This window comes from Serratia sp. TSO36 (assembly GCF_057808395.1).
Genome location: NZ_JBJZOU010000012.1, coordinates 134330 through 161095, shown reverse-complemented (window position 1 = coordinate 161095; position 26766 = coordinate 134330). Strand labels below are relative to the sequence as shown.

The following is a 26766-nucleotide window of genomic DNA, read 5'->3' as shown; positions in this document are numbered from 1 at the left end:
GTACGATCAGTCACTCTTAGGTAATACAGCCTCAAGGCGCGCAGCAATCCTTTCCGGGACTTGCCGCTGCACCGCCTGCACAGCCTGTTCGATTGCGACTGCAAACGCGTGAGGGTTCGCAGCGCCGTGGCTCTTGACTACGGTGCTGCGCAATCCTAACAGACATGCGCCATTATACTGGTCGGGGTTCAGGTGGCCGAACCGCTTAACCACCCGTTTTTGCAACCAACGGCCCAACAATTTCAGCCACCAGGCTCGCTTGTTTCCATCGCCGGACGATTTCAGCAGCGATAAGAACACCCTGACCACCCCTTCCATGGTTTTCAGCGTGACGTTGCCCACGAAGCCGTCGCAGACCAACACATCGGTCTTGCCGGTGAGCAGTTCGTTGCCTTCCAGGTAACCAATATAGTTGATTGCCGGAGTATTTTTTAGCACAGCGGCCGCTTCGCGGATATTATCCAGGCCTTTGGTCTCTTCTTCGCCGATATTCAGCAGCGCCACCCGCGGTTGCGCAATGCCGATCACCTCTTCCGCCATCACCGCGCCCATCACGGCAAACTGCACCAGCATGGTGCTGTCGCACTCGACGTTAGCGCCCAGATCCAGCACCACGGTTTTGCTGCGCTGCTGGTTCGGGATCACCGTCATCAGCGCCGGGCGCTCAATGCCCTCCAACGGCTTGACCAACAGCTTCGCCAATCCCATCAGCGCGCCGGTATTGCCGGCGCTGACGCAGCCCTGCGCGTTGCCGCTGCTGAGCTGTTCGAGCGCAATGCGCATCGACGTGCCGCGGCTGGCGCGTATCGCTTGTGAAGGTTTGGCGTCGCCGGCGATCACGGACTCGGCGGGCACGACTTGCAGACGCTCCAGAAGAACCGGATCGGCGTGGGCAAGCAAAGGGGAGATGACGTCGGGATTGCCGACCAGCAGGAGATGAAGCTGTAAATTAGAGGCCAGTGCCTGCAACGAAGCAGGCACTGTGACGCAGGGACCGAAGTCCCCGCCCATTGCATCTAACGCCAGGGTTAGACGAGTCAAGGTATCGCTACTTAGCCGATAACCTTGCGACCGCGGTAGAAACCGTCGGCAGTGATGTGGTGACGACGGTGAGTTTCACCGGATACTTTGTCTACAGACAGAGTAGTCGTGGTCAGAGCATCGTGAGAACGACGCATGCCACGCTTGGAACGGGTTGGTTTATTCTGTTGTACGGCCATGGACCTTACTCCTCAATTACTTACGCTTTAAACTGGCTAATACGGCAAACGGATTCGGTTTCTCCGCCTCGGGAGGCAGTTGGCCAAATACCATGTCCGCTTCGGACACTTCACAGTGTTCAGATTCATGTACCGGAACGACAGGCAGTGAAAGAATAATTTCGTCTTCAATCATCGCCAACAGATCGACTTCGCCAAACTCGTCAACTTCGATCGGTTCGTACGCTTCCGGTAATGCCTCAGCCTGCTCATCATTGACGACCGGGCTAAAACAATATGTTGTGTGAACCTGATGTTCGAACGGGACTCCACAGCGTTGGCACATCAACGTTACCGTGACGTCCGCATGCCCTGTTATCACCGCGAGGCGTTGATTGTCGATATTGAACGACAACGACACCTCGACATCACTGTCCACACTGACCACGGAGTCGGCAACACGAGTAACCTGCTCAGGCGCATAGACACCAGCATAGTCCAGGCGTTTCTGAGCGGTACGTACCGCATCAATGGTCAAGGGTAATTTTACCTTTTGCATAGGGCGCGCATATTAACTTTGTAACGACATAGAGTCAAAGAAAAAGGCCGTAAAACGGCTCCTTTCACCAATATTCGCTTCCACAGCGGCCGACAGTTTAAAATGCCATACCCATTTACGCTACGGTTTGCGAAAAAAATTATGCAGAGATTGCTTTTAGCCTCCACCTCACCCTATCGAAAAATGCTGCTGGAGAAGTTACGGCTGCCCTTCGACTGCGCCGCACCCGAGGTGGATGAAACCCCACTGCCGGGCGAAAGCGCCGAAGCGCTGGTGCTGCGCCTGGCGGCGGCGAAGGCTCAGGCGCTGGCCCTCGCCTATCCCGAGCATCTGATCATCGGCTCCGATCAGGTCTGCGTGATCGATGGCAACATCACCGGCAAGCCCCATACCGAGGAAAACGCCCGGGCGCAGCTGCGCCAGGCCAGCGCCCAGGCCGTAACCTTCTATACCGGCCTGGCGCTGTACAACGGCCGCAGCAAGCAGCTGCAGGCCCTGTGCGAGCCGTTCCACGTGCATTTTCGCGCGTTGAGCGAAGCGGAGATCGCCGCCTATGTACGTCTGGAGCAACCGCTGAACTGCGCGGGCAGTTTCAAGAGCGAGGGATTGGGGATCGCGCTGTTCGACAGGTTGGAAGGCCGGGACCCGAACGCCCTGATCGGCCTGCCGTTGATCGCGCTGTTGGACATGTTGCGGGCTGAAGGCATCAACCCGCTGCTCTGACGCGGATTACTTGGCCACCTGCCGGCGCAGCACCTGCAGGCAGTGGCGCAGCTCTTGGTCCATCGGCGCTTCGATGCGCATCGTTTCGCCGGTGGCCGGATGCTCGAAGCGCAGCGCCGCGGCGTGCAGGAACAACCGCTTCAGGCCGGTACCCGCCAGCTGGCGATCGAACTCGCGGTCGCCATAGCGATCGTCAAAGGCGATCGGGTGCCCGGCATGCAGCGTGTGCACGCGGATCTGGTGAGTGCGCCCGGTGATCGGGCTGGCCTTCACCAGGGTGGCGAATTCGTAACGCTCTTCCACCTTGAAGCGGGTTTCCGAAGGCTTGCCTTCGCTGCTGACGCGCACGATGCGCTCGCCGCTTTGCAGAATGTTTTTCAGCAGCGGCGCCTGTACGGCCTTGCAGTGGGATTGCCACTGGCCGCGCACCAGCGCCAGATAATCCTTCTGCATGCCCTTCAGCCGCAGCTGCTCGTGCAGCGAGCGCAGCGCGGAACGCTTCTTGGCCACCAGCAGCACGCCGGAGGTATCGCGATCCAGACGGTGCACCAGCTCGAGGAAGCGGGCTTCCGGGCGCAGCGCGCGAAGCCCTTCGATCACGCCGAAGCTCAGGCCGCTGCCGCCGTGCACCGCGGTGCCGGAAGGCTTGTTGAGGATCAGCAGGTGGTCGTCTTCATACAGAATGCAATCGGCCAGCGCAGCTACCTTATCCAGCTTGGCCGACACCGGCGTCTCTTCGCGCTCGGCCACCCGCACCGGCGGCACGCGCACCACGTCGCCGGCCGCCAATTTGTATTCGACCTTGATGCGCCCTTTATTGACCCGCACCTCGCCTTTGCGCACGATGCGGTAAATCATGCTCTTCGGCACGCCTTTCAGGCGAGCGAGCAGAAAGTTGTCGATTCTCTGACCGGCTTCGTCGTCGGAAATCGTGATGAATTGTACTGCTGGATTGTTCGTTTTCATGGTGCGGGATTCTAAATAGAGCGCGTGAATAGCGCCACATCTTTTTCTGTGCTTAACTGTCTCTCTGACGGCGGGCGAAACCCCAGCGGACAATAAGGCAGCAAGCCGGTTTGAACGTTTGCGATTTCTTCCGCAGTTAAGGAAAAGTCACCTTGCTATAACGGCATCAGCAGTGGAATAATGCAGTCACTTTCCGCGTTGATTCTCGTTAAACAGGGAAAACGGTGGAATTATAAAATTTGTCTGATCGCGCAAAAACGCAGCAATGGCGTAAGACGTAATGCGAAATCAAACAATTAGCGGGCTGCGGGTTGCAGCTTGGCCGGCAAATGGAATCAGATCTGTCGACGTAAATCAGAGGCTATTCCCCTAGTAAAAGTGCTGTCTTTCACAAAGAAAAGCAGGCTTACCGAGATAATGCGCCCCTATGCAGGCGACAACCGTGAGGTTGACGGCTTTGCGAGAAGACACGGGGCTTTCGGTTTAACTCCGGCCATGAGGTTATTTTGCCCGCAGCTTTGTCGATAATGTAAAAATAACGAGTAAGTTAAGATGAAAAGAATGTTGATTAACGCAACTCAGCAGGAAGAGTTGCGTGTTGCCCTCGTAGATGGACAGCGGCTGTATGATTTGGATATCGAAAGTCCGGGTCATGAGCAGAAAAAAGCGAATATTTACAAAGGCAAAATCACCCGCATTGAACCAAGTCTTGAAGCAGCGTTCGTGGACTACGGCGCAGAACGACATGGTTTCCTCCCTCTTAAAGAAATCGCCCGCGAATACTTCCCTAGCAATTACTCTTCCCATGGCCGCCCGAACATCAAAGATGTGCTGCGCGAAGGCCAGGAAGTCATCGTTCAGGTAGACAAAGAAGAACGTGGCAACAAAGGCGCCGCCTTGACCACCTTCATCAGTCTCGCGGGCAGTTATCTGGTGCTGATGCCGAACAACCCGCGCGCCGGCGGTATTTCCCGCCGCATCGAGGGTGACGATCGCACCGAGCTGAAAGAAGCGCTCTCCTCGCTGCAACTGCCGGACGGCATGGGCCTGATCGTTCGCACCGCGGGCGTAGGCAAATCCGCCGACGCACTGCAGTGGGATCTCTCCTTCCGCCTGAAGCACTGGGAAGCGATTAAAAAAGCCGCCGAAGGCCGCCCCGCGCCGTTCCTGATCCACCAGGAAAGCAACGTTATCGTGCGCGCCTTCCGCGATTACCTGCGCCCGGACATCGGCGAAATCCTGATCGACAACCCGAAAATTCTCGATCTGGCCAAAGAGCACATCGCTGCGCTGGGCCGCCCGGATTTCAGCAGCAAAATCAAACTGTACAGCGGTGAAATCCCTCTGTTCAGCCACTACCAGATCGAATCGCAGATCGAATCCGCCTTCCAGCGTGAAGTGCGCCTGCCGTCCGGCGGCTCGATCGTCATCGACAGCACCGAAGCGCTGACCGCCATCGACATCAACTCCGCCCGCGCCACCCGCGGCGGCGACATCGAAGAGACGGCGTTTAACACCAACCTGGAAGCGGCGGACGAGATCGCTCGCCAGCTGCGCCTGCGTGACCTTGGCGGCCTGATCGTCATCGACTTCATCGACATGACGCCGGTTCGCCACCAGCGCGAAGTGGAAAACCGCCTGCGCGATGCCGTGCGCCAAGACCGCGCGCGCATCCAGATCGGCCGCATTTCCCGTTTCGGCCTGCTGGAAATGTCCCGTCAGCGCCTCAGCCCGTCGCTGGGCGAATCCAGCCACCACGTGTGCCCACGCTGTAACGGCACCGGCACCATTCGCGACAACGAATCGCTGGCGCTGTCCATCCTGCGCCTGATCGAAGAAGAAGCGCTGAAGGAAAACACCAAAGAAGTTCACGCTATCGTGCCGGTTCAGGTTGCTTCGTACCTGCTGAACGAAAAGCGTGAATCCGTCAGCGCGATCGAAAAACGTCAGGGTGGCGTGAAAGCCGTCATCGTGCCTAACGATGAAATGCAAACCCCGCACTACTCGGTGCTGCGCGTGCGCAAGGGCGAGGAAACCTCTACCCTCAGCTACCTGCTGCCGAAACTGCACGAAGAAGACATGGAGCGCCCGCTGGAAGACGCGCCGATGGAACGCAAGCGTCCGGAGCAACCGGCCCTGGCTTCCTTCTCCCTGTCCGCCGATGCGCCACCGCCGGCTGAAGAACCTGTCGCCGTGGCCAAACCTGCCGCCGCCGCCAAAGTTAAAGCCGCAGCGCCGGCCGCCGCCAAGCCGGGCTTCCTGGGCCGCCTGTTCGGTGGTCTGAAGAGCCTGTTCGCCGGTGAGGAACAACCTGCCGTCGAAGAAACCAAACCGGCCGAAACGCCGAAGGCGGAAAGCAACGGTGAAAACCGTCGTCAGGATCGTCGCGGTCAGCGCCGTCAAGGCACCGGCCGTAAAGAGCGCGGTGAGCGTGGTGACCGTCCGGAACGCGGCGAGCGTAAAGAGCGCGGTGAAGGCCGTGACAATCGCGAGCGCGACAACCGTGAGCCGCGTGAGAACCGCGAAGGCCGTGAATCGCGTGAATCCCGCGATGAGCAGCGCCGTAACCGCCGCAACCAGCAGCAGAACGCGCCGGTAGCGGAGGAATCCGCCTCGGAAGAAAGCGCTAAAGCGCCGCGCGAAGATCAGCAGCAACGCCGTGAGCAACGTGCTGAGCGCCAGCGTCGTCGTCAGGAAGAAAAACGTCAGGCTCAGCAGGAAGTGAAAGCGCTGGAAAGCGTTGAAGTGGTCGAGAGCACCGACGAAGAGCAGGAAGAACGCCAGCAGCAGAACATGCAGCGCCGCCAGCGCCGCCCTCTGTCGCAGAAGGTGCGCATCCTGTCCGCGGAAGAAGAACTGCAGCGTGCAGCGGAAGAGCTGTTGGCGCCGAAAGCGCCGGTAGCGAAAGCCGAAGTCGCGCAGCCGACCGCCGACGACAGCGTCAAGCTGCTGCCGGAAACCGTTGCCGCTCAGCCGGAAGACGATGCCCAGGGCGAAAACCGTGGCAACGGCGAAGGCATGCCGCGCCGTTCCCGTCGTTCACCGCGTCACCTGCGCGTCAGCGGCCAGCGTCGCCGTCGTTACCGCGATGAGCGTTACCCGCTGCAGTCCCCAATGCCGCTGGCGGGCGCGTTCGCTTCGCCGGAAATGGCATCGGGCAAAGTCTGGGTAAGCTACCCGGTTGCTCAGGTTGAAGAAGCCGAAGTGCAGGCCGAAGCCGTGGAAGTAGAACAGGCAGCGGCACCGGTTGTTGCCGCAGCGGTTGAACAGCACAGCGTTGCCGTGGAAGAAACTCAGGCTGCGGCCAGCGTCAACGAGCCGGCACCAGAAGCCGCCGTTAAAACTGCTGCCGTTACCGTAACGGAAGAAGCTGCAGCCGTAGCGCCTGTCGTTGCCACCCCGGCCGAGGAAACCCCGGCGCCGGTGGAAGCCGCGCCGGCACCTGCCGCAGTTGAAGAACCGAAAGCGGAAGAGACTGCCCCGGCAGTGGAAGCCGAGCCGGTAGCTGAAACCGTTGCGGCAGAACCTGTGGTTGAAGCCAAGCAGGTGGAAGACGAGCCTGTGGTCGACGCTGCGCAAGCGGAAGAAACGCCAGTGGCAGAAGCAGCGCCTGCGCCAGCCGCCGTGGAAGCCGCTCCGGTCGAAAAAGCCCCGGCGCCAATCGCCGCAGAACCTGCGCCAGTGGTTGCTCAGCAGCCGGCACCGGTGAAAGCCGTGCAGGACGTACTGTACAAACACATCGCCACTGCGCCGATGACCAAAGCGCCTGCGCCGGCCTACGTGCCGGAAGAACGCAAGCACAGCGACTGGCAGCGCCCTTCCTTCAACTTTGAAGGCAAAGGCTCGGCAGGCGGCCATTCGGCGGTGAGCCAGGCCACCGCGCCGGCCACCAAGCCGCAGCCGGTTAACGAATAAGTTAATCTGCGCCCCTAAAAAAACCCGCCATCGGCGGGTTTTTTCTTGCCTGCAAAAAGGCTCAGGCTATCTTTTTCAGTTTTTTGATGTCTAAAACATCCAACTTGCCGTCAAGCCGGCTGACGAACTGCTGAAAATGCGCCGTCTCATTATGCTTATCCAGCGCTTCGCTGCTGGCCCAACGCTCAAAGAACACGAAAACGCCCGGCGTTTCCAGATCGCGATGCAAATCATATTGCAGGTTGCCCAACTCCTGGCGGCTCGGCTCGAGAATGTTGTGCACCGCTTCGCTGACGGCGTCTTCAAATCCCGCTTTCGCTTGCAGGGTGGCGATAACGCGTACTTCCATTGCTTTCTCCCTTTCCAATTGATGAAAGTCGACGGTATTGGCGTCGGCATCGTTGAAATCCCTGTTACTATGCGCCCGCCGCGCTATTGATTTCAACTTATCGCCAACAAACAGATGCATCTGCGGCACTTTCCGCTTATCCTTACACCCCGGCGTGAATAAACCCATTATTCGCTTTTCATTAGACGTATTTGACCGCCGGAGCCTAGCTAGATGACCGCACAACCTCAAGTTCTGAAAATCCGCCGCCCAGACGACTGGCATATCCACCTGCGTGACGACGAGATGCTGAAAACGGTGGTGCCCTATACCAGCCAGGTATTTGGCCGGGCGATCGTGATGCCGAACCTGGTTCCGCCCGTAACGACCGTGGCCGCCGCGCGCGCCTACCGCGATCGCATTCTGGCGGCGGTCCCGCAGGGCCACAACTTCACTCCGCTGATGACCTGCTATCTGACCAACTCCCTGGCGACCAGTGAACTGGTCAACGGCTTTGAGCAAGGGGTGTTTACTGCCGCCAAGCTGTATCCGGCCAACGCCACCACCAACTCCAGCCACGGCGTCAGCGACGTGACCGGCATTTACCCGCTGTTCGAACAGATGCAAAAAATCGGCATGCCTTTGCTGATCCACGGCGAAGTGACCGACCCTGCCGTCGATATCTTCGACCGCGAGGCGCGCTTTATCGAGCAGGTGATGGAACCGATCCGCCAGCAGTTCCCGGAGCTGAAGATCGTCTTCGAGCACATCACCACCAAAGAAGCGGCGCAATATGTGCAGGCAGGCAATCGTTTCCTCGGCGCCACCATCACGCCACAGCACCTGATGTTCAACCGCAACCACATGCTGGTCGGCGGCATTCGCCCACACCTGTTCTGCCTGCCGATCCTCAAGCGCAATGTCCATCAGGAAGCGCTGCGTCAGGCGGTCGCCAGCGGCTCGGATCGTTTCTTCCTCGGTACCGACTCCGCGCCGCACCTCAAGCATCGCAAAGAGTCCAGCTGCGGCTGCGCCGGCTGTTTCAACGCGCCGAATGCCATCCCGGCTTACGCTGCCGTGTTCGAACAACTCGGCGCGCTGGAGCACTTTGAGGCCTTCTGCTCGCTCAACGGCCCGCGTTTCTATGGCCTGCCGCTCAACGAAGACTTCATCGAGCTGCAGCGCGTGCCGACCACCCAGCCGGAAGAGATCGCCCTGGGCAATGAATCCGTGATCCCCTTCCTGGCCGGTGAAACCCTGAACTGGTCGCTGAAAGACTGATATTTTTTCTTCGCCCTCTTGCCCCCGCACTCGGTTAACTGTATAAATAAACAGTAAATCGCTTCGGGGGCAATTATGCGTGTTGAAGTCACTATAGATAAAACCCGGCCGCTGCCGTCGGGCGCCATTGAGGCGCTAACCGGCGAACTGGGCAAACGGGTCAATCGCCAGTTTCCAGACGCCGTCGTGCACGTACGTTATGCCGGCGCCAACGGGCTCTCCGTGCTGGGGGGCGCCAAAACCGACCGGGATCTGATCGAGGAAATCCTTCAGGAAACCTGGGAAAGCGCGGACGAATGGTTTAGCGCAGAATAACACTGCAATGCTGTTTTTGCCGGGGGTCGCTCTCCGGCTTTTTTGTTTCTGGCGCCCAGCCCATTCATCGCTTACCCTTACTCTGGAACAAAATCCGCCTCAGCGCTGTATATAACGCAAAGGAGTAAGCATGGCCCCGGACAAGGTTAAATCCGAAGACGCAATGACGTTTGGCGAACTGCTGGCGTTGATTGCCGATCAGAAAAGGCGCTTGAACGTGCTGGAAGTGGCTTTCTCTTATCTGGCCTTCAGCCTGGATGACAAAGCCAACCAGCGACTGATCCACAGTCTGAAGCTGGAATCGCACAGCCAGAATCGCGACGCCGAAACGCAAAAGCATTTCGCCCATTTGGCCGAAGAGCTGGAAAAATGTCTGCATGGCGTATCGCCACCTGCCGACGCGGAATAACGCGCCGCGCTGTACTCACCCACTGCAGCACATACAAATTTGTAGAATAATTGCTCAAATAAATATTTATTTTGCAAATTTTGGTGACAACCCCCTCCACCGATGAAAGCGGATGCGTATACTGTAATTGCTCTCATGATGATGAGCCGCATTGATCCTCGTTAGTCACTCACGGTAGTTACTACTCAATAAGGGGTCTTTATGGACAGAAATGATGAAGTAATTCAGACGCACCCGCTTGTCGGTTGGGATATCAGTACTGTCGACGTTTACGACGCCATGATGATACGCCTTCATTACCTGTCTTCACTAGACCAAACGCCCGAAGAAGCCCAAGTAGACAGAACGCTTTGGCTGACCACAGATGTCGCCCGTCAATTAATCAATATCTTAGAGGCCGGCATCGCCAAGATTGAAGCTACGGATTATCAGGATCTTGATCGCAGAAAACATTGATTCATCGTCCCCTAACCCCAAAGGCGCCGCGCCCCATTCCCGGCGCCTTTTTCTTTGCCTTTCGCCGTTCAATCAGTGCATTGCGCCCGCCAACCTTTTATCATGGGGCGATAAGAAATCGCTATCAGAGAGGGTCGGCACGTGGAATATGATTTGATTGTGGTGGGCAGCGGTTCAGTCGGCGCAGCGGCAGGGTATTACGCAACCCGCGCCGGCTTGAAAGTGCTGATGATCGACAGCGCCATTCCCCCGCACCGCAACGGCAGCCATCACGGCGATACCCGCATCATCCGTCACGCTTACGGCGAAGGTGAAAAGTACGTGCCGCTGGTGCTGCGCGCGCAGGCGTTGTGGAATGCGCTGATTCAACATTCCGGCGAGGAACTGTTCCAGTCGTGCGGCGTACTCAACCTGGGGCCGCAGCACTCCGAATTCATTCGCAATGCTCAGCAGAGCGCGCAAAAATTCCGCCTGAATGCGCAAACCCTCAGCGCCGAACAGATTGCTCAACGCTGGCCGGAATTCCGCACGCCGGAAGGTTACGTCGGCGTTTTCGAGCCGGACGCCGGCTTCCTGCGTTCCGAACTGGCGGTGGCCAGCCTGATCAAGCTGGCGAAAGAGGCCGGCTGCAGCCAGTTGTTCAACTGCCCGGTCAGCGCGGTGGAGCCTATCGATGGCGGCGTTGAAGTCGTCACCGGCGAAGGGCGTTTCACGGCGCGAAAAGCGGTGGTCACCGCCGGCACCTGGGTGAAAGCGCTGTTGCCGCAGCTGCCGGTTGCGCCATTGCGCAAGGTATTCTCCTGGCATCAGGCGGATGGCCGCTACAGCGTGAACAATCGCTTCCCGGCCTTTACCGTTGAAGCGCAAGACGGCACGCACTATTACGGCTTCCCGGCGGATAACGACGGCCTGAAAGTGGGCAAACACGACGGTGGCCAGCCGATGGATGCCCCCGAGCAGCGTAAACCTTTCGGCAGCCACGCCAGCGACGGCACCGAAGTCTTCACCTTCCTGCGGCAGTTTTTACCGGGTGTAGGCGTATGTTTACACGGCGAAGCCTGCAGCTATGACATGAGCCCCGACGAAGACTTTATGATCGACACCCTGCCGGAGTGGGATCGTCTGATGGTCATCAGCGGATTGAGCGGCCACGGCTTCAAGTTCGCCAGCGCACTGGGCGAGATTGCCGCGCTGTTCGCGCAGGACAAAGCGCCGCCGGTCGACGTCTCCAGCTTTGGTCTGAAACGATTTAGCTAAGCAAAGGCTGTCGCTGTCCTGGTTCCCGTCGAGCCCTGGGCAGCGAAATCTGACGGTTACAATTTCTTAACCTGCTAACTCTTTTAAATACCAAGTAAAAATTCTTATAACGGAAATTTCTTGCATTCAGCAGTTGAATTTCCGAATTGAACACTTGCAGTGTAAGTCCTATTTTACAGAAGATATGCTCCATCGGCTTTCAACAAGGACGTCACCATGAAACTACTTGTCGTGGACGAATGCTGCTTCACCCGGGTCGGTATAGCCAGCTACTTTGCTGATAGTGGGATTACGACGATCAAGTGCTGCCACAGCATTGAGTACGCTACGCCGCTGTTGGCCAGCTTTCAGCCGAGCCACATTCTGGTGAACCTCAGCAACCAGTGCCGCTATAACGAAGCGGACGCACAGCTGCTGGCGTTTATGGAAGCCAGCCAGTCTGCCCTGCTGTTTATCTATCTCGATACACCTTACCCTTACAGCGAAACGCCAATGCGCATCGCCGATAACGCGTTTCTGTTCAATAAAAGCATTCTGCCGCTCACCTTACGCACGCTGCGCGAAAATCCGCTGGCGCTGGCCGATGACGGCGAAGAGCGTTCCCTGTTCAGCCCGCAGGAACTGACGGTGATGAAATATTGGATGGCGGAGATGCCCAACTACCGCATCGCGAAAAAGCTGCAAATTAGCTCGCATACGGTGTACGTGCACAAGCGCCACATCACGGAGAAGATCAACGCGCGCAACCGGCTGGAGTTCTACTCGTTGTATAACGTGCTGCGTTATTTCTACCCGCCGAACACGCCAACGAACTCGACGCCGTTGGCGCTGCTGGCGGTATGACATCAAGCCTGCGATAACGCAGGCTTTTTTATCGCCATTCTTCCAGCGCTCATGCGCGGCGCGCTATAAAAGACGCCGAGAAAAGGACTATAATCAAAGGTCTCTTTCTTCTGGCGGCTGAAATGTTAAACCGAATACTGGCGGCTATCGTCAACAACGTGCGTGAGCACCTGGTGCTGTATCTTTGCCTGTGGCTGGTGCTGCTGGCGCTGGATGTCTACTTTTTCTTCGTGCTGTAACCCATGCCGTCGTCATTTCCCCGATTGAGCTTCAACCGCTTCGGCGATCCCGCCCAGGTGCTGACGCTGCAGCAGGTGAACAGGCCGCCGCTGCGCCCCGGCTGGCTGCTGCTGCAGATGCGCTATGCCCCGATCAATCCTTCCGACCTGATCCCGATTCACGGCCAATACGCGCACCGTATCGCCCTGCCGCAGGTACCGGGCTATGAAGGCGCAGGCGTCATCGTCGATCCGCAGAGCGGGCGCTCGACCGGCCGACGCGCGCTGGCGGTAGCGGGTGACGGCAGCTGGCAAACCTTCGTCACGCTGCCTGAGGATCGGGTGGTGTGGGTGCCGGACGACATCGACGACAACGACGCGGCGCAGATTTACATCAACCCGCTCACCTGCTGGGTGTTGCTGACGCAATGGCTGCCGCTCAACGCCGGCGACGTGCTGCTGCTCAACGGCGGCGGCTCCGCCGTTAGCCTGCTGTTGGCGCAGCTGACGGCGCTGCGTGGTATTCGTCTGGCGGTGGTGGTGCGCAACGCCGCCCATCGCCAGGCGCTGCTGGCCGCCGGCGCCTGGCGCGTTATCGAAGCGCCGCAGTTGGCGCAAATGACCCATTTTGGCGCCCGCGCCGCCATCGACTGCATCGGCGGAGAAGACGGATTGCAGCTGGCGCGAGCGGTTCGCTCCGGCGGCGATTTCGTGGCGCTGGGTCTTTTAGGCGGGCGCCAGGTGGACTGGCGGCGCGTAGTGGACGAGTTAAAGCTGCGCGCTTCGCTGTTCCACCTGCGTAAATGGAATGCGCAGGCGGCGCCGGCGCAGTGGCAAACGGCGTTTTATCAGCTATTCCAGCTGCTGCGCCGCGGCCAGTTGGCGCTGCGCCCGCCCGCAGCGATTTACCCTCTGCATCAGTACGCAGCGGCGCTGCAACACGCCGCGCAGCCCGGCGTCAGCGGAAAAATCTTCTTCACTCCGGCGCCGCCGGAGGCTGGCGCGGCGGGCGGCCGTCCCCCAGGATAACCGCCAGCCGATAGCCGCCCTCGGTGGTCTCCAGCGCGATGCGCGCCACGATCGTCAGCGGCACCGACAGCAACATGCCCACCGGGCCGAGCAGCCAACCCCAAAAGATCAGCGACAGGAACACCACCAGCGTCGACAACCCCAGCCCGCGCCCCATCACCCGCGGTTCGAGGATATTGCCGATCACCATGTTGACAGCGATAAAGCCGCCCGCCACCACCAGCGCATCGCCCAATCCGTTGAACAGCAGCGCCTGAATCAACGGTGGAATGGCGGCCAATACCGAGCCGATATTGGGGATATAGTTGAGCAGAAACGCCAGCAGCCCCCAGATAAAGGCGAAGCGCACCCCGACCGCCGCCAGGAAGATCCAGACGATCACGCCGGTGGCCAGGCTGATGATGGTTTTAATCACCAGATAGCGCGTCACGCCGTCCAGCGCCCGCCGCATCGCGGCGAGGCCTTCGTTCGGCTTATCCAACGCCTGCTGCAGCTTATAAGGCAGCAGCTGCACTTCAAACAGCATAAACACCACGGTCATCAGCAGCAGGAAGACGTTGGTCATGGCGCCAGACAGGTGCCCCAGCATGCGGGTAACCAGATTCATCGCCGCGCTGGGATCGACATACTGCAGCATCGCTTCGCTGGAGAGGCTGATATTGAAGCGATCGGCGTAATGCTGCAGCTCGCGCAGTTTCTCGATCATCATGCCGCGGTACTGCGGCAGCGAGCGGGCGAACTCGTTCAGCGAAGCGCCCAGCATGCCGATAAACAGCATCACGACCACGATCACCGCCGTCACCAGCAGCGTCACCCCAAGGATGCGCGGCACCCGGCGGCGTTCCAGCATCGTCACCAGCGGGTTCAGCACCATGGCGAGGAATACCGCCAGTAGAAACGGCACCACGATGTCGGCGGCGGCTTTCACCCCGGCCAAAATGATCACCAACATCGCCAACAGGACGGCCAAACGCAGGCTGCTGTCGGTTACTCGGGTTCGGCCCATGACGTTTCCTTGTTATTTCACTGGGTTAACCGGCCACAAAGAGCCGACTCTTGGCGCTAATGGTAGCAAAGTCGGCCGTCACGCCGCAGAGGATTTAGCGTAACCGTTCGAATAATTTAATCTTTCCGCCCTGCTCTTCGCCGCAAGAAATAGGCATAACCTTTGCCAACCAATAATCCCGCCCAGCAATCCATGAACGGTTTACGTAAAATGACAAAAGCTGACATTAATAGATAATAAGCCTAATTTTCAACAACTAGCATAATCGCCACGTGAAAGAAATCATATCATCTTCAACGATTTATCTGATGAACTCCGAACATCTCAAACAAATTCACTGACTAATATTTCTAAGAAGTAACATAGTTAAATTTATTATTGATTTTATGTTTCCTAAAGTTTAATTATTGCAGCCAGCCAATCGGTAATCGAAGGAAACAGGATGCTCTGGAAAAATACCGCCGATCGTTTCGGCCATGTGTCAGTGTTGATCCACTGGCTGGTGGCGCTGACGGTGTACGGCATGTTCGCCCTCGGCCTGTGGATGGTCACGCTGGGCTATTACGACGTCTGGTACCACCAGGCGCCGGAGATCCACAAAAGCATCGGCACGCTGCTGTTCATCGTGATGGTGATCCGCGTGATCTGGCGCTTTGTCTCGCCGCCGCCCAAGCCTCTGGCCAGCTATGGCCGCCTCACTCGCGTCAGCGCCATTCTCGCGCATCTGGCGCTGTATGCCGTGCTGTTCGGCATTCTGATCAGCGGCTATCTGATCTCGACCGCCGACGGCCAACCGATCAGCGTATTCGGCTGGTTCGACGTACCCGCCACCGTGACCGGCATGGCGGAGCAAGCCGACACCGCCGGCGCCATACACCTTTACCTGGCCTGGGCCGTGGTAGTGCTCTCGGTACTGCACGGGCTGGCCGCGCTTAAACATCACTTTATCGATCGTGATGTCACTTTGAAACGGATGCTGGGTAGCAGCGCCGATTAACCTTTGGATTTATGGAGATTGCTATGTTGAAAAAGACCGTATTGGGCCTGACCGCAGGCGCCCTGCTGCTGAGCGCCGGTTCCGCACTGGCGGCGGACTACAAGATCGACAAACAGGGCCAGCACGCCTTTATCGAGTTCCGCATCCAGCACCTGGGTTACAGCTGGCTGTACGGCAGCTTTAAAGACTTCGACGGCGGCTTCACCTTCGACGAAAAAGATCCGTCCAAGGACAAAGTCAACGTGACCATCAATACCGCCAGCGTCGACACCAACCACGCCGAGCGCGACAAGCACCTGCGCAGCGCCGAGTTCCTCAACGTGGAGAAGAACAAGCAGGCCAAGTTTGAATCCACCGAAGTGAAGAAAAGCGGCGACGGTTATGCGGTGGTCGGTAACCTGACGCTGAACGGCGTGACCAAACCGGTTACGCTGGACGCCAAACTGATTGGCCAGGGCAACGATCCGTGGGGCGGCTACCGCGCCGGCTTTGAAGCCAACGGCAAGATCAAGCTGAAAGATTTCGGCATCACCACCGATCTGGGCCCGGCGTCGCAAGACGTTGAGCTGATCATCTCCGTAGAAGGCGTGCGCGAGAAATAAGTAAAAAAGCCCGGCTTGGCGGCCGGGCTTCTCATTTCCTCAGGCTCAGCGGGCTGGGCCTTCTTCTTCCGGTGCCGGAATGTGCATCGTAGTCTGCAACAGGCCTTTCGACTTATTGAAGATCTTGACGCCGTTTTCACGGCCGGCACGGCGCGCGCGCTGCTCTTCGCGCGGCAGCTTCAGCTCTTCGCGGCAAATCTCGCTGCAGCACCCTTCAAACTTGGCGGCGCAGCTCGGGCACTGAATGAACAGCAGGTGGCAGCCGTCGTTTTTGCAGTTGGTGTGGGTATCGCACGGCGCCCCGCACTGGTGGCAGTTGGCGATCACATCGTCGGAAATGCGCTCGCCCATGCGCTCATCGAACACGAAGTTTTTCCCGATAAACTTCAGCGGCAGCCCCTGCTCTTTCGCTTTGCGGGCGTACTCGATGATCCCGCCTTCCACGTGGTAGATGTTTTTAAAGCCGTTGTGCAGCATATAGGCGCTGGCTTTTTCACAGCGAATGCCGCCGGTGCAGTACATGACGATGTTTTTGTCTTTGCTGTCCTGCAGCATCTCCACCGCCATCGGCAGCTGATCGCGGAAGGTATCCGACGGCACCTCGATGGCGTTTTCGAAGTGACCGACTTCGTACTCATAGTGGTTGCGCATATCGACGAACACCGTATTCGGATCGTCGATCATCTGATTGACGCGATCGGCCTGCAGATATTCGCCGACGTTGCTTGGGTCAAAGCTCTCGTCATCGATGCCGTCGGCCACGATGCGCTCGCGCACCTTGAGGCGCAGCACCCAGAAGGATTTTCCGTCGTCTTCGAGCGCGATATTCAGGCGAACCTGATCCAGCGCCGGGTGCGAGGCGAACAGCGCGGCTTTGAACGCGTCGAAGTTATGCTGCGGCACGCTGATCTGCGCGTTGATGCCCTCTTTCGCCACGTAGATGCGGCCGAACACCTTCAATTTTTCGAACTGAACGTACAGGCTGTCGCGAAACGCTTTGGGATCGTCGATGGAGAAATATTTGTAAAAAGAAACTGTGGTGCGCGGCTCGGTTTCCGCCAGCATGCGCGCCTTCAGTTCCTCATTAGAAATTCGGTTATGTAACACTGGCATGGTGTACTTTCCTGTCTTTCGGGAGGTGACTGATTATCGCGCGCAGCCTGCCGGCCCGCGCGCGGCGCACATCATACCCGAAAAACCGCCGCCGCGCAGCCCTGACGCAAACGCCCCGTTCAGCGTCCGCCGCCTTCGGTAAACGCGGAAGCCAGCATACCGAGCGCCATCATCACGCCGGCGAGCGCCAATATCGCGTTCACCTGCAGATGCGCGCCGACGCTGCCGACCGCCGCGCCCAAAACCAGCAGCCCCGCACTGATCCATGGTGCCAACATATTTACCCTCTGAATAATTACCAGCAATAATATCGCCATTATCTTTGGCAGGAAAGATTGTGGAAAAATTCGGCATTCGATGCATATTTAACGCCCAAAAAGGGATTTTAATGCGTTGTGTTTTCCCGGATCGCCAGAAAAATGCCACAATAGTCGCAAACAAACGGCAGAAACGAACCTTGCCGCCGAGCTCACCCGGCTGCCAGACCATGCTATGACTCTGTCATTACACTTAAACAACCGTATTCAAACAGAGAACCCATGACTCAAGTTCCTACTTTCAATCGTTCCTTATTGCACCCGCGCTACTGGCTGACCTGGGTCGGCATCGGCTTGCTGTATCTGCTGGTGTTGCTGCCTTATCCCGTCATCTACTGGCTCGGCACCTCGATTGGGCGATTTTCCATGCGCTTTCTCAAGCGACGCGTCGCTATCGCCCAGCGTAACCTCGAGCTCTGTTTTCCCGACATGCCGCAGGCCGAACGCGATGCGCTGGTGGTAAAGAATTTCGAATCGGTCGGCATGGGGCTGTTTGAAACCGGCATGGCGTGGTTCTGGCCCAACTGGCGCATCGAGCGCTGGTTCAAGGTCAGCGGCCTGGAGCACATCCAAAAGGCCCGCGACAACCAGCAGGGCGTGTTGCTGATTGGCCTGCACTTTTTGACGCTGGAGCTGGGCGCGCGCATCTTCGGCATTCACAACCCGGGCATCGGCGTTTACCGCCCGCACGACAACAAGCTGATGGACTGGCTGCAAACCTGGGGCCGCATGCGTTCCAACAAATCGATGCTGGATCGCAAAGACATCAAAGGCATGATCCGCGCCCTGAAACAGGGCGATATCATCTGGTATGCGCCGGATCACGACTACGGCCCGCGCAGCAGCGTATTCGTGCCGCTGTTCGCGGTAGACAAAGCCGCCACCACCACCGGCAGTTACGTGCTGGTGCGGATGGGCAAACCGGCGATCATTCCGTTCACCCCGCGCCGCCTGCCGGACGGCAAAGGCTATGAGCTGATCATGCAGCCGGCGGTGGAAAACTTCCCGCTGGATAACGAACTCGATGCCGCCGCTTTTATGAATAAAGTGGTGGAAAAAGAGATCCTGATGGCGCCGGATCAATATATGTGGCTGCATCGCCGCTTCAAGACCCGCCCGGAAGGCGAGCCTTCGCTCTACTGATAAAGCAAACCCGCCGCCGGCGGGTTTTTTATTGCGCGCCTCTTGAGAATCGACGGCGAGGGTGGGATGGTAAAGCCTTTGCCACCAACCCCGGAGCCGCCATGTACATTGTCAGCCTGACCTACCATCGCCCGATCGCCGACGTCGACAGCCACCTTGACGGGCACATCGCCTGGCTTAAGAAATATTTTCAGGACGGCACCTTCATCGCCTCCGGCCGCAAGAATCCCCGCACCGGCGGCGTGATCCTGGCCAAGGGCATTGAGCGCGCGCGGCTGGACGCCATCCTGGCCGAAGATCCGTTCAACGCCGTGGCTCACTACGAGGTCACTGACTTTAGCGCCACCACCACCGCCGCCGGTTTCGAGGCGCTGGCCGGCCTATAAAACGCTGAAAATTCCGCGCGCCAAGCGCGGAATAAGGTTTAAGCGTCATTTTTAAAACTTTATTTCATTTTTCGCCCTATTCCCGTCCTCTGGTTTGCCGTAGCCGCGCTGGCGGCGCATACTTATCAGGCTAACTTTCACGTTTTGCCCCTCATCTTTTTACCGCCGGCAAAACGCGTCACCTTTCGGCAATGGACATTTATGGCTTCGGCAGCAGAACCCGTTAACTGGAAACGCAACCTTTTCGTCGCCTGGGTAGGGTGCTTTCTCACCGGCGCCGCCTTCAGCCTGGTGATGCCGTTTCTGCCGCTGTACGTCGAGACCCTGGGCGTAACCGGCCATCAGGCGCTCAACATGTGGTCCGGTCTGCTGTTCAGCATTACCTTCCTGTTTTCCGCTATCGCCGCGCCGTTCTGGGGCGCCCTGGCCGACCGACGCGGCCGTAAACTGATGCTGCTGCGCTCCGCCCTGGGCATGGCGATCGTCATGGTGCTGATGGGCATGGCGCAAACGGTCTGGCAGTTTCTCGCGCTGCGTGCGGTGCTGGGGTTGCTCGGCGGGTTCATTCCCAACGCCAACGCGCTGATCGCCACCCAGGTGCCGCGCAACCGCAGCGGCTGGGCGCTCGGCACCCTGTCTACCGGCGGCGTCGGCGGTGCGCTGGTCGGCCCGTTGATCGGCGGCCTGCTGGCCGATCTGTACGGCCTGCGTCCGGTGTTTTATATCACCGCCGCGGTGCTGTTCGTCTGCTTCGTGCTGACGCTGCTGTATGTCAAAGAGCAATTTACCCCGGTGCAAAAGCGCGACATGTTGCACGCACGGCAGGTGTTCGCCTCGCTGAAGAACCCGAAGCTGGTGCTCAGCCTGTTCGTTACTACCATGATCATCCAGATCGCCACCGGCTCGATTGCCCCGATCCTGACGCTGTATGTGCGCGATCTGGCCGGCACCACCCATAACCTGGCGTTTATCAGCGGGATGATCGCCTCGGTGCCCGGCGTCGCGGCATTGATGAGCGCCCCACGGCTGGGCAAGCTGGGCGATCGCATCGGCCCGGAACGCATTCTGGTCTTTATGCTGATCGTCTCGGTGCTGCTGCTGATCCCGATGGCGTTCGTGCAAACGCCGTGGCAGCTCGGCGTACTGCGCTTTCTGCTGGGGGCGGCCGACGGCGCGCTGCTGCCGGCGGTACAGACCCTGTTGATTTATAACTGCACCAATCAGGTCGCCGGCCGAATTTTCAGCTACAACCAGTCGTTCCGCGACGTCGGCAACGTCAGCGGCCCGCTGCTCGGCGCCGCGGTCTCCGCCGGCTACGGTTTTCGCGCGGTCTTCGCCGTCACCGCTTTGGTGGTGCTGTTCAACGCCGGTTATTCCTGGTGGTGTCTGCGGCGGCGGCCGGGCTACATGCGGGAAGAGACGCTGCAGGAAGAGCAATAGCTGCATTTATCGCCAATTTCCGCGATTGGCCGGATCAACCTCGCGTTTCCCCTACTTTTAATAATGCTTCCTGCGGGCCGGCGAATTTTCGCCCCACTCGGAACATTCTTACTTCAACATCTTGTTTATCAACAATTAATTAACCTTCAGCGCATAAAACCCGCTGTCAATCATATTCCTGCCACAACCAACAGAAAAACCAGAAAAGGAGATGCTTGTCGACTTTTCGTCTAAAAAATGGGATACAGGTACTAGACAAAACCAACGACCAGTTATCAAATGGTTAAATAATATCATGCCAGATGTGAACCATCGGCCAAGTGAAGAAAAGGTCAGCACGCTTTCCACGGTCTATCAGCGTTGCAGCCGCGGTTTTGTCGGGTAATCCGCATTGGGCGGATCGCCTTCATTAAATACACATACAACCACAGTACGGGCTGCAGCCATGCAGCGCCTTTTTATTGGGAAATCGTTATGCAATCCTCTGTCAATAAGTCAGAAAGCCGGACCTTCTTCGGCCATCCCTATCCGCTGGGTTCTCTGTTCTTCACCGAAATGTGGGAGCGCTTTTCGTTCTACGGCATCCGTCCGCTGCTGATCCTGTTTATGGCTGCCACCGTATACGACGGCGGTCTGGGTCTGGCGCGCGAGAACGCGTCGGCGATCGTCGGCATCTTCGCCGGCAGCATGTACCTGGCGGCACTGCCGGGCGGCTGGCTGGCGGACAACTGGCTCGGCCAACGCAAGGCCGTTTGGTACGGTTCGATTCTGATCGCCCTCGGCCACCTGTCGATCGCCCTGTCCGCGGTGATGGGCACCAACCTGTTCTTCATCGGCCTGATGTTCATCGTGCTCGGTTCCGGCCTGTTCAAGACCTGTATCTCGGTGATGGTCGGCACGCTGTACAAGAAAGGCGATGCGCGCCGCGACGGCGGTTTCTCGCTGTTCTACATGGGCATCAACATCGGTTCGTTCATCGCCCCGTTGATCTCCGGCTGGCTGATCAAGTCACACGGCTGGCACTGGGGCTTCGGCATCGGCGGTATCGGGATGCTGGTGGCGCTGGTGATCTTCCGCGTGTTCGCCGTCCCGGCGATGAAACGCTATGACCGCGAAGTGGGCCTGGATTCCACCTGGAACAGCCCGGTGGCGAAGAAAAAAGGCGTCGGCGCCTGGCTGCTGGCATTGGCGGTAGGCCTGGCTGCGGTCATCGTGCTGATCGCTCAGGGCACCATCGTCATCAACCCGGTCGAAGTAGCCAGCGTGCTGGTGTACGTGATCGCCGCGTCGGTCACCCTGTATTTCATCTATCTGTTCGCCTTTGCCGGCCTGAGCCGCAAAGAGCGCGCTCGCCTGCTGGTGTGCTTTATCCTGCTGATCTCCGCCGCGTTCTTCTGGTCAGCATTTGAACAGAAACCGACCTCGTTCAACCTGTTCGCCAACGATTACACCAATCGCATGGTCGGCGGCTTCGAGATCCCGGCGGTGTGGTTCCAGTCGATCAACGCCCTGTTCATCATCCTGCTGGCGCCGGTGTTCAGCTGGGCCTGGCCTGCGCTGGCGCGCAATAACGTGCGCCCGAGCAGCATTACCAAGTTCGTGATCGGTATCCTGTGCGCCGCCGGCGGTTTCGGCCTGATGATGCTGGCCGCGCAGAATGTGCTGAGCAACGGCGGCGCCGGCGTATCGCCGATGTGGCTGGTGGGCAGTATCCTGATGCTGACGCTGGGTGAGCTGTGCCTGAGCCCGATCGGCCTGGCCACCATGACGCTGCTGGCGCCGGAGAGAATGCGCGGGCAAATGATGGGGCTGTGGTTCTGCGCCAGCGCGCTGGGCAACCTGGCGGCCGGTCTGATCGGCGGTCACGTCAAGGCCGACCAACTGGATATGCTGCCGGATCTGTTCGCTCGCTGCTCAGTCGCGCTGCTGATCTGCGCCGCCGTGCTTATCGTGCTGATCGTGCCGATTCGCCGCATGCTGGAAAATACCCAGACCAAGAGCGCGCAGAAACCGGCGACCAGCGCCTGACGGATACCCCTTTTTTATCTCGCAAACCGGCGCTCAAGGCGCCGGTTTTTTTTATCCTTGCCAGGCCTGATGTTGCAGGACCACCCGGTAGCCGTCAGGATCTTCAAAGGTTTGCCCCGCCCTATCCCAATAGGGGTTATAAGCGGTGACAGCCAGGAATCCCGCCGCCCGCATCCGCTCGCACGCGGCTCGCCATGCGTTCTCATCCGGCAGATAAAACACCAGCAGATGATCCTGAGTCGGCGCCTGCCCGACCCGCACCCCGCGATGCTGCGTGAACTCCAGATGGTAGGCATGCTGCGGATGGCCGATCATTATGCCGTCAAAGCCCTGATGATCGACAAACTCGCCCAGCTTTTCGAACCCCAGCCCGCGACAATACAGCGCGGCAATCTCTTGCAACCGATCGGTCGGGCGCGCGATGCGCAACACCGCCTTGGCTATCGACATGTACGCCTCCGCCTCATGATAATCTCATACAGCGCCATGCCCGCCAGCATCGCCAGCAGGAACGGCCATACCCGCTGTATCTCCGCCCCCGCCAACACCCAGGCGGGGCCAGGGCAAATGCCCGCGATGCCCCAACCGACGCCGAACAGCACGCTGCCCGCCAGCAAACGGCGATCCACACGCCCGGCGGCCGGGATCTGCAGCGGTTCGCCCAACAGGCTCCGCTCGCGTCGCCGTGCCCACAAGAAGGCCGGCGCCGCCACCGCGATCGCCCCAACCATCACCAGCGCCAGCGAAGGATCCCACTGGCCGGTAACGTCTAGAAACGCCAACACTTTGGCCGGATTGGCCATGCCGGCGACGATCAGCCCCAGACCGAAAATCACGCCGCTCAGCAGCGCCAACAGGGATTTAAACATCTCACCCTCCCAGCAGGTGGCGCATCAGCCACACGGTCATAAAACCCAGCAGCATAAACACCGCCGTGGCGGCCAGCGAACGCGGCGCCAGCCGCGCGACGCCGCACACGCCATGCCCGCTGGTGCAACCGCTGCCCAATCGTGTCCCCACCCCCACCAACAGCCCTGCTACCGCCAGCCCGCCGCTGCCGGCCGCGATCTCAGCAGACGGCAAAGCCGCTGCGGCAGCATACAGCCAGGGGGAAATCAGCAACCCGCCAAGAAATGCGGCGCGCCAGCCCCGCTCGCGGCCACCCGCGCTCAATAAACCGCCGGTAATGCCGCTGATGCCGGCGATCCGGCCGTTGAACAGCAGCAGCAGCGCCACCGCTGCGCCGATAATGGCTCCGCCCGCCAGCGCGGAATACGGCGTAAAGTGTTGCCAGTCAATGGTCATCGCGGTTCTCCGGCTGTGGGCAATAGAGTTGATACAGGGTATGGAGCAGCGCCAGCGCTTTAGCATCGGCCACCGCATAGTAAATCTGCTTGCCGGCGCGTCGGGTGGAGACCAATCCCTCCTCGCGCAGCACGCCAAGCTGCTGGGACAGCGTCGGCTGGCGGATATCCAGCGCCTGCGCCAGCTCGCTCACCGCCATCTCGCCCTGGCTGAGCCGGCACAGCAGCAGCAGCCGATCTTCGTTGCCCAAGGTGCGCAGCATCGCGCCAGCCTGCGCCGCCGCCTTGCGCATCGCGTCAATATCCATTGCCCCTCCATCAATTTATAAAATTATATAATATTATTTTATAAACCATTTCGCCGTACCGCGCCACAGACTGGTGTGAAACAGCGCCGCATGGCATGCTGTCTTCCCCCTTTTGCCGCGCGGAGCCTGCTTACGATGCTGTTGTTTCACGACGTTCTGCCGCCCGACCAGCCTGTCCGGCCGTTGGCCAAGGATTATCGCCACGGCGACAGCGAGCCGGATCACTACCATCACTGCGCGCAGCTGATTCACAGCCTGAGCGGCGTGGTGCAGGTCACGACCCGGCTCGGCAGTTGGGTGGTGCCGCCCGGCCGCGGCGTCTGGGTGCCGGCTAAGGTGGTGCACAGTCTGCGCATTACCGGCCAGGTGGCGGCCAGGACGCTGTTCGTCGATCCGCTGGCGCGCGCCGATCTGCCGGCCCAGTGCCTGGTGGTGCAGGTTTCTCCGCTGCTGCGCGAGTTGATTATCTGTGCGATGGAGATTGCGCCCGATTACCCGAGCGGCGGACGCGAAGAACGCGTCATGGAACTGATTCTGGATGAGTTGCGGATGCTGCCGATCCTGCCGCTGCACCTGCCTGAACCGCGTGAGGCATCGCTGCTCGCCCTGTGCCACCATATCCAGGCTACGCTGGCGCAGCCCTGGACGCTGGAACAGGCGGCCGCTCATCTCAGCGTCAGCGGACGCACCCTGTCGCGGCGCTTCCAGCGCGAAACCGGGCTGCATTTTAGCGATTGGGTGCGACGCGCCCGTTTGCTGGCGGCGCTGAACGCGCTGGCGACCGGCCGCTCGGTGTTGGAAGTGGCGCTGGATCTCGGCTATGACAGCCCCAGCGCGTTCAGCGCCATGTTTCGCCGGGTGCTGGGGGTCGCGCCCAGCGACTATTTCAGCCCGGCCGCGCCGACGTTGACGCCAGATAGCGCCCGGCGACGTTGAGCAGCGCCTGCAGCGAGGCGCTGGCGGAGTCGACGTCGATGCCAACGCCGTAGGTCGCCTCACCCTGCGGCAACGAGCAGCGAATATAGGCCACCGCCCGGCTGTCGCTCTGGTGCCCCAGCGTATGCTCGTGGTAATCCTCGATCGCCAGCGGCAAGCCGAAGCGCTGGCGCAGCGCATCCACCGCGCTGGAAAGCAGGCCATTGCCGGCACCCTGCAGCCGCAGCGGCTCTCCCTCACAGGCAACTCGCGCGTTGAAGCTGTAGGCCTCTACGCCGTGGCTTTCCGTCTGGTAGCTCAGCAGCTGCAAGCGCGGTTGCTCCACCAGCCCATAGGTGTCGCGGAATAAGCGCCACAGCTGCGCGCCGCTCATTTCCTTGCCGCTGCCGTCGGTCGCGCGCTGCACCACCTGGCTGAAATCAATCTGCAAACCGCGCGGCAACGCCAGCCCATGATTTTGTTCCAACAGCCAGGCGGCCCCGCTTTTGCCGGACTGGCTGTTGACCCGGATCACCGCCTCATAGCTGCAGCCGACATCGGCGGGATCGAGCGGCAGGTAAGGCACCTGCCACCAGCCATCCTGGCGCTGGCGCTGGGCGGCGAAGCCTTTTTTAATCGCATCCTGATGCGAACCGGAGAAGGCGGTAAACACCAACTCGCCGGCATAAGGATGGCGAGGGTGCACCGGCAGCTGATTGCACAGCTCCACCACCTCCACCACCTGCTTCAGGCGGCTGAAGTCCAGGCCCGGCGCCACGCCCTGGGTATAGAGATTCAACGCCAGCGTAACCAGATCGACGTTGCCGGTGCGCTCTCCGTTGCCGAACAGGCAGCCTTCGACCCGATCGGCGCCGGCCAACAGCGCCAGCTCCGCGCAGGCCACGCCGGTGCCGCGATCGTTATGCGGATGCACGCTGATCGTTACATCGGCGCGGCGGCTGAAGTGGCGACAAAACCATTCAATCTGATCGGCATACACGTTGGGCGTGCTCACTTCCACCGTCGCCGGCAGATTGATGATCATCGGCCGCTGCGGCCCCGGTTGCCACACCGCCGCCACCGCTTCGCAGATCTCCAGCGCGAACTCCAATTCAGTAAAACAGAAGGTTTCCGGCGAATACTCGAAGCACCAGGCGGTATCGGGCTGTGCCTCGCACTGCCGGCGAATGCGCCGCGCGCCGTTCACCGCCAGCGCCACGGTGGCGGCCTTATCCTGGCGGAACACGATGTCGCGAAACATCGGCGCCGTGGCGTTGTACAGATGCACGATAGCCCGTGGCGCCCCCTGCAGCGCCTCGAAGGTGCGGTCGATCAGATCGTCGCGCGACTGCGTCAGCACCTGAATCGTGACGTCGTCCGGGATCAGCTGCTCGTCAATCAGCGTGCGCACAAAATCGAAATCCGTTTGCGACGCCGAAGGGAAAGCCACTTCAATTTCTTTAAAACCACACTGCAACAGCAATTGATAGAACTCGCGCTTGCGCGCGTTATCCATCGGTTCCGCCAGCGCCTGGTTGCCGTCGCGCAGATCGCTGGAGCACCAGCGCGGCGCCTGCCGCAGCGTACGCGCAGGCCATTGGCGGTCCGGCAACGCCACCGGCGGGAACGGTCGATATTTGCTTGAAGGGTCGATTAACATGGGCTTCTCCTGACGCCTGAGTGAACGATAACGCCATTATTTCCCGCCC

The 26766-nt window shown here is 59.4% G+C and carries 30 protein-coding genes; 17 read left to right on the top strand and 13 right to left on the bottom strand.

Going from position 1 to position 26766, the window contains the following annotated elements; all coding sequences use genetic code 11:
* Positions 1–6: 6 nt before the first annotated feature.
* Genes plsX through yceD form a run of 3 tightly spaced genes read right to left on the bottom strand, consistent with a single transcriptional unit; the run spans position 7 to position 1758 of the window.
* Positions 7–1041 carry a phosphate acyltransferase PlsX gene (plsX, locus tag ACK3CV_RS10170; protein WP_025159946.1) on the bottom strand — a complete coding sequence of 345 codons (1035 nt, stop codon included), beginning with the start codon at positions 1039–1041 and terminating at the stop codon, positions 7–9.
* An 11-nt stretch (positions 1042–1052) separates the two neighbouring features.
* Positions 1053–1220: a 50S ribosomal protein L32 gene (gene rpmF, locus ACK3CV_RS10165; protein WP_004927778.1), complete on the bottom strand. Its 168-nt coding sequence runs from the start codon at positions 1218–1220 to the stop codon at positions 1053–1055.
* A 16-nt stretch (positions 1221–1236) separates the two neighbouring features.
* Positions 1237–1758: a 23S rRNA accumulation protein YceD gene (yceD, locus tag ACK3CV_RS10160; protein ID WP_004927780.1), complete on the bottom strand. Its 522-nt coding sequence runs from the start codon at positions 1756–1758 to the stop codon at positions 1237–1239.
* Between the two features lie 141 nt (positions 1759–1899).
* Here yceD and ACK3CV_RS10155 point away from each other — a divergent pair, with 141 nt between their 5' ends.
* Positions 1900–2481: a Maf family protein gene (locus ACK3CV_RS10155; protein WP_128884684.1), complete on the top strand. Its 582-nt coding sequence runs from the start codon at positions 1900–1902 to the stop codon at positions 2479–2481.
* Between the two features lie 6 nt (positions 2482–2487).
* On the opposite strand, the gene rluC is transcribed toward ACK3CV_RS10155, so the two are convergent.
* Positions 2488–3447 (bottom strand): 23S rRNA pseudouridine(955/2504/2580) synthase RluC, encoded by a 960-nt coding sequence (rluC, locus tag ACK3CV_RS10150; protein ID WP_033646448.1) that lies wholly within the window; start codon positions 3445–3447, stop codon positions 2488–2490.
* A gap of 552 nt (positions 3448–3999) precedes the next feature.
* Here rluC and rne point away from each other — a divergent pair.
* Positions 4000–7362 (top strand): ribonuclease E, encoded by a 3363-nt coding sequence (gene rne / locus ACK3CV_RS10145; RefSeq protein ID WP_164039889.1) that lies wholly within the window; start codon positions 4000–4002, stop codon positions 7360–7362.
* 61 nt (positions 7363–7423) lie between these two features.
* Here rne and ACK3CV_RS10140 read toward each other — a convergent pair whose 3' ends face one another.
* Positions 7424–7711, bottom strand: coding sequence for a putative quinol monooxygenase (locus ACK3CV_RS10140; RefSeq protein WP_164039922.1), 288 nt, complete (start codon positions 7709–7711; stop codon positions 7424–7426).
* A 213-nt stretch (positions 7712–7924) separates the two neighbouring features.
* On the opposite strand from ACK3CV_RS10140, the gene pyrC reads away from it, so the two are divergent.
* From pyrC to ACK3CV_RS10100, 8 genes are all read left to right on the top strand, one after another.
* On the top strand, positions 7925–8971 hold the full coding sequence (gene pyrC / locus ACK3CV_RS10135; protein ID WP_164039887.1) for a dihydroorotase: 1047 nt from the start codon (positions 7925–7927) through the stop codon (positions 8969–8971).
* A gap of 75 nt (positions 8972–9046) precedes the next feature.
* Entirely contained in the window at positions 9047–9286 is a 240-nt protein-coding gene (dinI, locus tag ACK3CV_RS10130) for a DNA damage-inducible protein I (protein ID WP_033638037.1), read from the top strand.
* 130 nt (positions 9287–9416) lie between these two features.
* Complete coding sequence (locus tag ACK3CV_RS10125) at positions 9417–9695, top strand: hypothetical protein (RefSeq protein ID WP_164039886.1); 279 nt, start codon at positions 9417–9419, stop codon at positions 9693–9695.
* Positions 9696–9896: 201 nt separating this feature from the next.
* Entirely contained in the window at positions 9897–10151 is a 255-nt protein-coding gene (gene bssS / locus ACK3CV_RS10120; RefSeq protein ID WP_004927812.1) for a biofilm formation regulator BssS, read from the top strand.
* A 141-nt stretch (positions 10152–10292) separates the two neighbouring features.
* Complete coding sequence (solA, locus tag ACK3CV_RS10115; RefSeq protein WP_164039884.1) at positions 10293–11408, top strand: N-methyl-L-tryptophan oxidase; 1116 nt, start codon at positions 10293–10295, stop codon at positions 11406–11408.
* A 216-nt stretch (positions 11409–11624) separates the two neighbouring features.
* Entirely contained in the window at positions 11625–12251 is a 627-nt protein-coding gene (locus ACK3CV_RS10110) for a LuxR C-terminal-related transcriptional regulator (protein ID WP_033646453.1), read from the top strand.
* Between the two features lie 122 nt (positions 12252–12373).
* Positions 12374–12490 carry a DUF2770 family protein gene (locus ACK3CV_RS10105; RefSeq protein WP_033638034.1) on the top strand — a complete coding sequence of 39 codons (117 nt, stop codon included), beginning with the start codon at positions 12374–12376 and terminating at the stop codon, positions 12488–12490.
* Positions 12491–12493: 3 nt separating this feature from the next.
* Positions 12494–13498, top strand: a complete 1005-nt coding sequence (locus ACK3CV_RS10100) for a zinc-dependent alcohol dehydrogenase family protein (protein ID WP_164039882.1) — start codon at positions 12494–12496, stop codon at positions 13496–13498.
* Here the strand turns inward: ACK3CV_RS10100 and ACK3CV_RS10095 are convergent.
* Entirely contained in the window at positions 13446–14504 is a 1059-nt protein-coding gene (locus ACK3CV_RS10095) for an AI-2E family transporter (protein WP_033646455.1), read from the bottom strand. The two genes, ACK3CV_RS10100 and ACK3CV_RS10095, sit on opposite strands and share 53 nt — an antisense overlap.
* Positions 14505–14946: 442 nt before the next feature.
* Between ACK3CV_RS10095 and ACK3CV_RS10090 the strand changes: the two genes are divergently transcribed.
* Positions 14947–15501 carry a cytochrome b gene (locus ACK3CV_RS10090; protein WP_004927830.1) on the top strand — a complete coding sequence of 185 codons (555 nt, stop codon included), beginning with the start codon at positions 14947–14949 and terminating at the stop codon, positions 15499–15501.
* 23 nt (positions 15502–15524) lie between these two features.
* On the top strand, positions 15525–16103 hold the full coding sequence (locus ACK3CV_RS10085; RefSeq protein ID WP_016928208.1) for a YceI family protein: 579 nt from the start codon (positions 15525–15527) through the stop codon (positions 16101–16103).
* A gap of 45 nt (positions 16104–16148) precedes the next feature.
* On the opposite strand, the gene trhO is transcribed toward ACK3CV_RS10085, so the two are convergent.
* Both trhO and ACK3CV_RS10075 read right to left on the bottom strand, forming a co-directional pair.
* Positions 16149–17216, bottom strand: coding sequence for an oxygen-dependent tRNA uridine(34) hydroxylase TrhO (trhO, locus tag ACK3CV_RS10080; protein WP_033646457.1), 1068 nt, complete (start codon positions 17214–17216; stop codon positions 16149–16151).
* Between the two features lie 119 nt (positions 17217–17335).
* A complete protein-coding gene (locus tag ACK3CV_RS10075) occupies positions 17336–17494 on the bottom strand; it encodes a hypothetical protein (RefSeq protein WP_033638031.1) in 159 nt (52 codons plus the stop codon).
* Positions 17495–17755: 261 nt separating this feature from the next.
* Between ACK3CV_RS10075 and ACK3CV_RS10070 the strand changes: the two genes are divergently transcribed.
* From ACK3CV_RS10070 to ACK3CV_RS10055, 4 genes are all read left to right on the top strand, one after another.
* Positions 17756–18676: a Kdo(2)-lipid IV(A) acyltransferase gene (locus ACK3CV_RS10070; protein ID WP_033638030.1), complete on the top strand. Its 921-nt coding sequence runs from the start codon at positions 17756–17758 to the stop codon at positions 18674–18676.
* 101 nt (positions 18677–18777) lie between these two features.
* Positions 18778–19062: a YciI family protein gene (locus ACK3CV_RS10065; protein ID WP_033655070.1), complete on the top strand. Its 285-nt coding sequence runs from the start codon at positions 18778–18780 to the stop codon at positions 19060–19062.
* Between the two features lie 201 nt (positions 19063–19263).
* Positions 19264–20502, top strand: a complete 1239-nt coding sequence (mdtG, locus tag ACK3CV_RS10060) for a multidrug efflux MFS transporter MdtG (RefSeq protein WP_164141514.1) — start codon at positions 19264–19266, stop codon at positions 20500–20502.
* Positions 20503–20976: 474 nt separating this feature from the next.
* Positions 20977–22530 carry a peptide MFS transporter gene (locus tag ACK3CV_RS10055; RefSeq protein WP_033638027.1) on the top strand — a complete coding sequence of 518 codons (1554 nt, stop codon included), beginning with the start codon at positions 20977–20979 and terminating at the stop codon, positions 22528–22530.
* 51 nt (positions 22531–22581) lie between these two features.
* On the opposite strand, the gene ACK3CV_RS10050 is transcribed toward ACK3CV_RS10055, so the two are convergent.
* From ACK3CV_RS10050 to ACK3CV_RS10035, 4 genes are read right to left on the bottom strand one after another with little or no spacing between them, the layout of a single operon-like run.
* Positions 22582–22980 (bottom strand): VOC family protein, encoded by a 399-nt coding sequence (locus ACK3CV_RS10050; protein ID WP_033655072.1) that lies wholly within the window; start codon positions 22978–22980, stop codon positions 22582–22584.
* Positions 22971–23399 (bottom strand): YeeE/YedE family protein, encoded by a 429-nt coding sequence (locus ACK3CV_RS10045; protein WP_164039881.1) that lies wholly within the window; start codon positions 23397–23399, stop codon positions 22971–22973. The genes ACK3CV_RS10050 and ACK3CV_RS10045 overlap by 10 nt, the downstream gene beginning before the upstream one ends.
* Position 23400: 1 nt before the next feature.
* Entirely contained in the window at positions 23401–23835 is a 435-nt protein-coding gene (locus ACK3CV_RS10040) for a YeeE/YedE family protein (RefSeq protein WP_047568091.1), read from the bottom strand.
* On the bottom strand, positions 23825–24142 hold the full coding sequence (locus ACK3CV_RS10035) for an ArsR/SmtB family transcription factor (RefSeq protein WP_033638023.1): 318 nt from the start codon (positions 24140–24142) through the stop codon (positions 23825–23827). Before ACK3CV_RS10035 ends, ACK3CV_RS10040 begins: the two co-directional genes overlap by 11 nt.
* A 135-nt stretch (positions 24143–24277) precedes the next feature.
* Here ACK3CV_RS10035 and ACK3CV_RS10030 point away from each other — a divergent pair, with 135 nt between their 5' ends.
* A complete protein-coding gene (locus ACK3CV_RS10030; protein ID WP_126171062.1) occupies positions 24278–25078 on the top strand; it encodes an AraC family transcriptional regulator in 801 nt (266 codons plus the stop codon).
* Here ACK3CV_RS10030 and leuA read toward each other — a convergent pair.
* The gene (gene leuA, locus ACK3CV_RS10025; RefSeq protein ID WP_039566632.1) at positions 25029–26717 is read right to left on the bottom strand and encodes a 2-isopropylmalate synthase; all 1689 of its coding nucleotides are present in this window, start codon (positions 26715–26717) and stop codon (positions 25029–25031) included. The two genes, ACK3CV_RS10030 and leuA, sit on opposite strands and share 50 nt — an antisense overlap.
* Between the last annotated feature and the right edge of the window lie 49 nt (positions 26718–26766).

Coding starts and splice junctions, on each gene's coding strand:
- leuA (WP_039566632.1), bottom strand. CDS start 26,717: ATGTTAATCGACCCTTCAAGCAAATATCGACCGTTCCCGCCGGTGGCG.
- yceD (WP_004927780.1), bottom strand. CDS start 1,758: ATGCAAAAGGTAAAATTACCCTTGACCATTGATGCGGTACGTACCGCT.
- pyrC (WP_164039887.1), top strand. CDS start 7,925: ATGACCGCACAACCTCAAGTTCTGAAAATCCGCCGCCCAGACGACTGG.
- ACK3CV_RS10040 (WP_047568091.1), bottom strand. CDS start 23,835: ATGACCATTGACTGGCAACACTTTACGCCGTATTCCGCGCTGGCGGGC.
- ACK3CV_RS10070 (WP_033638030.1), top strand. CDS start 17,756: ATGACTCAAGTTCCTACTTTCAATCGTTCCTTATTGCACCCGCGCTAC.
- rluC (WP_033646448.1), bottom strand. CDS start 3,447: ATGAAAACGAACAATCCAGCAGTACAATTCATCACGATTTCCGACGAC.
- ACK3CV_RS10140 (WP_164039922.1), bottom strand. CDS start 7,711: ATGGAAGTACGCGTTATCGCCACCCTGCAAGCGAAAGCGGGATTTGAA.
- trhO (WP_033646457.1), bottom strand. CDS start 17,216: ATGCCAGTGTTACATAACCGAATTTCTAATGAGGAACTGAAGGCGCGC.
- ACK3CV_RS10035 (WP_033638023.1), bottom strand. CDS start 24,142: ATGGATATTGACGCGATGCGCAAGGCGGCGGCGCAGGCTGGCGCGATG.
- ACK3CV_RS10065 (WP_033655070.1), top strand. CDS start 18,778: ATGTACATTGTCAGCCTGACCTACCATCGCCCGATCGCCGACGTCGAC.
- ACK3CV_RS10030 (WP_126171062.1), top strand. CDS start 24,278: ATGCTGTTGTTTCACGACGTTCTGCCGCCCGACCAGCCTGTCCGGCCG.
- rne (WP_164039889.1), top strand. CDS start 4,000: ATGAAAAGAATGTTGATTAACGCAACTCAGCAGGAAGAGTTGCGTGTT.
- ACK3CV_RS10045 (WP_164039881.1), bottom strand. CDS start 23,399: ATGTTTAAATCCCTGTTGGCGCTGCTGAGCGGCGTGATTTTCGGTCTG.
- ACK3CV_RS10085 (WP_016928208.1), top strand. CDS start 15,525: ATGTTGAAAAAGACCGTATTGGGCCTGACCGCAGGCGCCCTGCTGCTG.
- ACK3CV_RS10125 (WP_164039886.1), top strand. CDS start 9,417: ATGGCCCCGGACAAGGTTAAATCCGAAGACGCAATGACGTTTGGCGAA.
- mdtG (WP_164141514.1), top strand. CDS start 19,264: ATGGCTTCGGCAGCAGAACCCGTTAACTGGAAACGCAACCTTTTCGTC.
- ACK3CV_RS10105 (WP_033638034.1), top strand. CDS start 12,374: ATGTTAAACCGAATACTGGCGGCTATCGTCAACAACGTGCGTGAGCAC.
- bssS (WP_004927812.1), top strand. CDS start 9,897: ATGGACAGAAATGATGAAGTAATTCAGACGCACCCGCTTGTCGGTTGG.
- ACK3CV_RS10100 (WP_164039882.1), top strand. CDS start 12,494: ATGCCGTCGTCATTTCCCCGATTGAGCTTCAACCGCTTCGGCGATCCC.
- ACK3CV_RS10155 (WP_128884684.1), top strand. CDS start 1,900: ATGCAGAGATTGCTTTTAGCCTCCACCTCACCCTATCGAAAAATGCTG.
- ACK3CV_RS10055 (WP_033638027.1), top strand. CDS start 20,977: ATGCAATCCTCTGTCAATAAGTCAGAAAGCCGGACCTTCTTCGGCCAT.
- ACK3CV_RS10075 (WP_033638031.1), bottom strand. CDS start 17,494: ATGTTGGCACCATGGATCAGTGCGGGGCTGCTGGTTTTGGGCGCGGCG.
- ACK3CV_RS10090 (WP_004927830.1), top strand. CDS start 14,947: ATGCTCTGGAAAAATACCGCCGATCGTTTCGGCCATGTGTCAGTGTTG.
- ACK3CV_RS10095 (WP_033646455.1), bottom strand. CDS start 14,504: ATGGGCCGAACCCGAGTAACCGACAGCAGCCTGCGTTTGGCCGTCCTG.
- ACK3CV_RS10050 (WP_033655072.1), bottom strand. CDS start 22,980: ATGTCGATAGCCAAGGCGGTGTTGCGCATCGCGCGCCCGACCGATCGG.
- dinI (WP_033638037.1), top strand. CDS start 9,047: ATGCGTGTTGAAGTCACTATAGATAAAACCCGGCCGCTGCCGTCGGGC.
- rpmF (WP_004927778.1), bottom strand. CDS start 1,220: ATGGCCGTACAACAGAATAAACCAACCCGTTCCAAGCGTGGCATGCGT.
- ACK3CV_RS10110 (WP_033646453.1), top strand. CDS start 11,625: ATGAAACTACTTGTCGTGGACGAATGCTGCTTCACCCGGGTCGGTATA.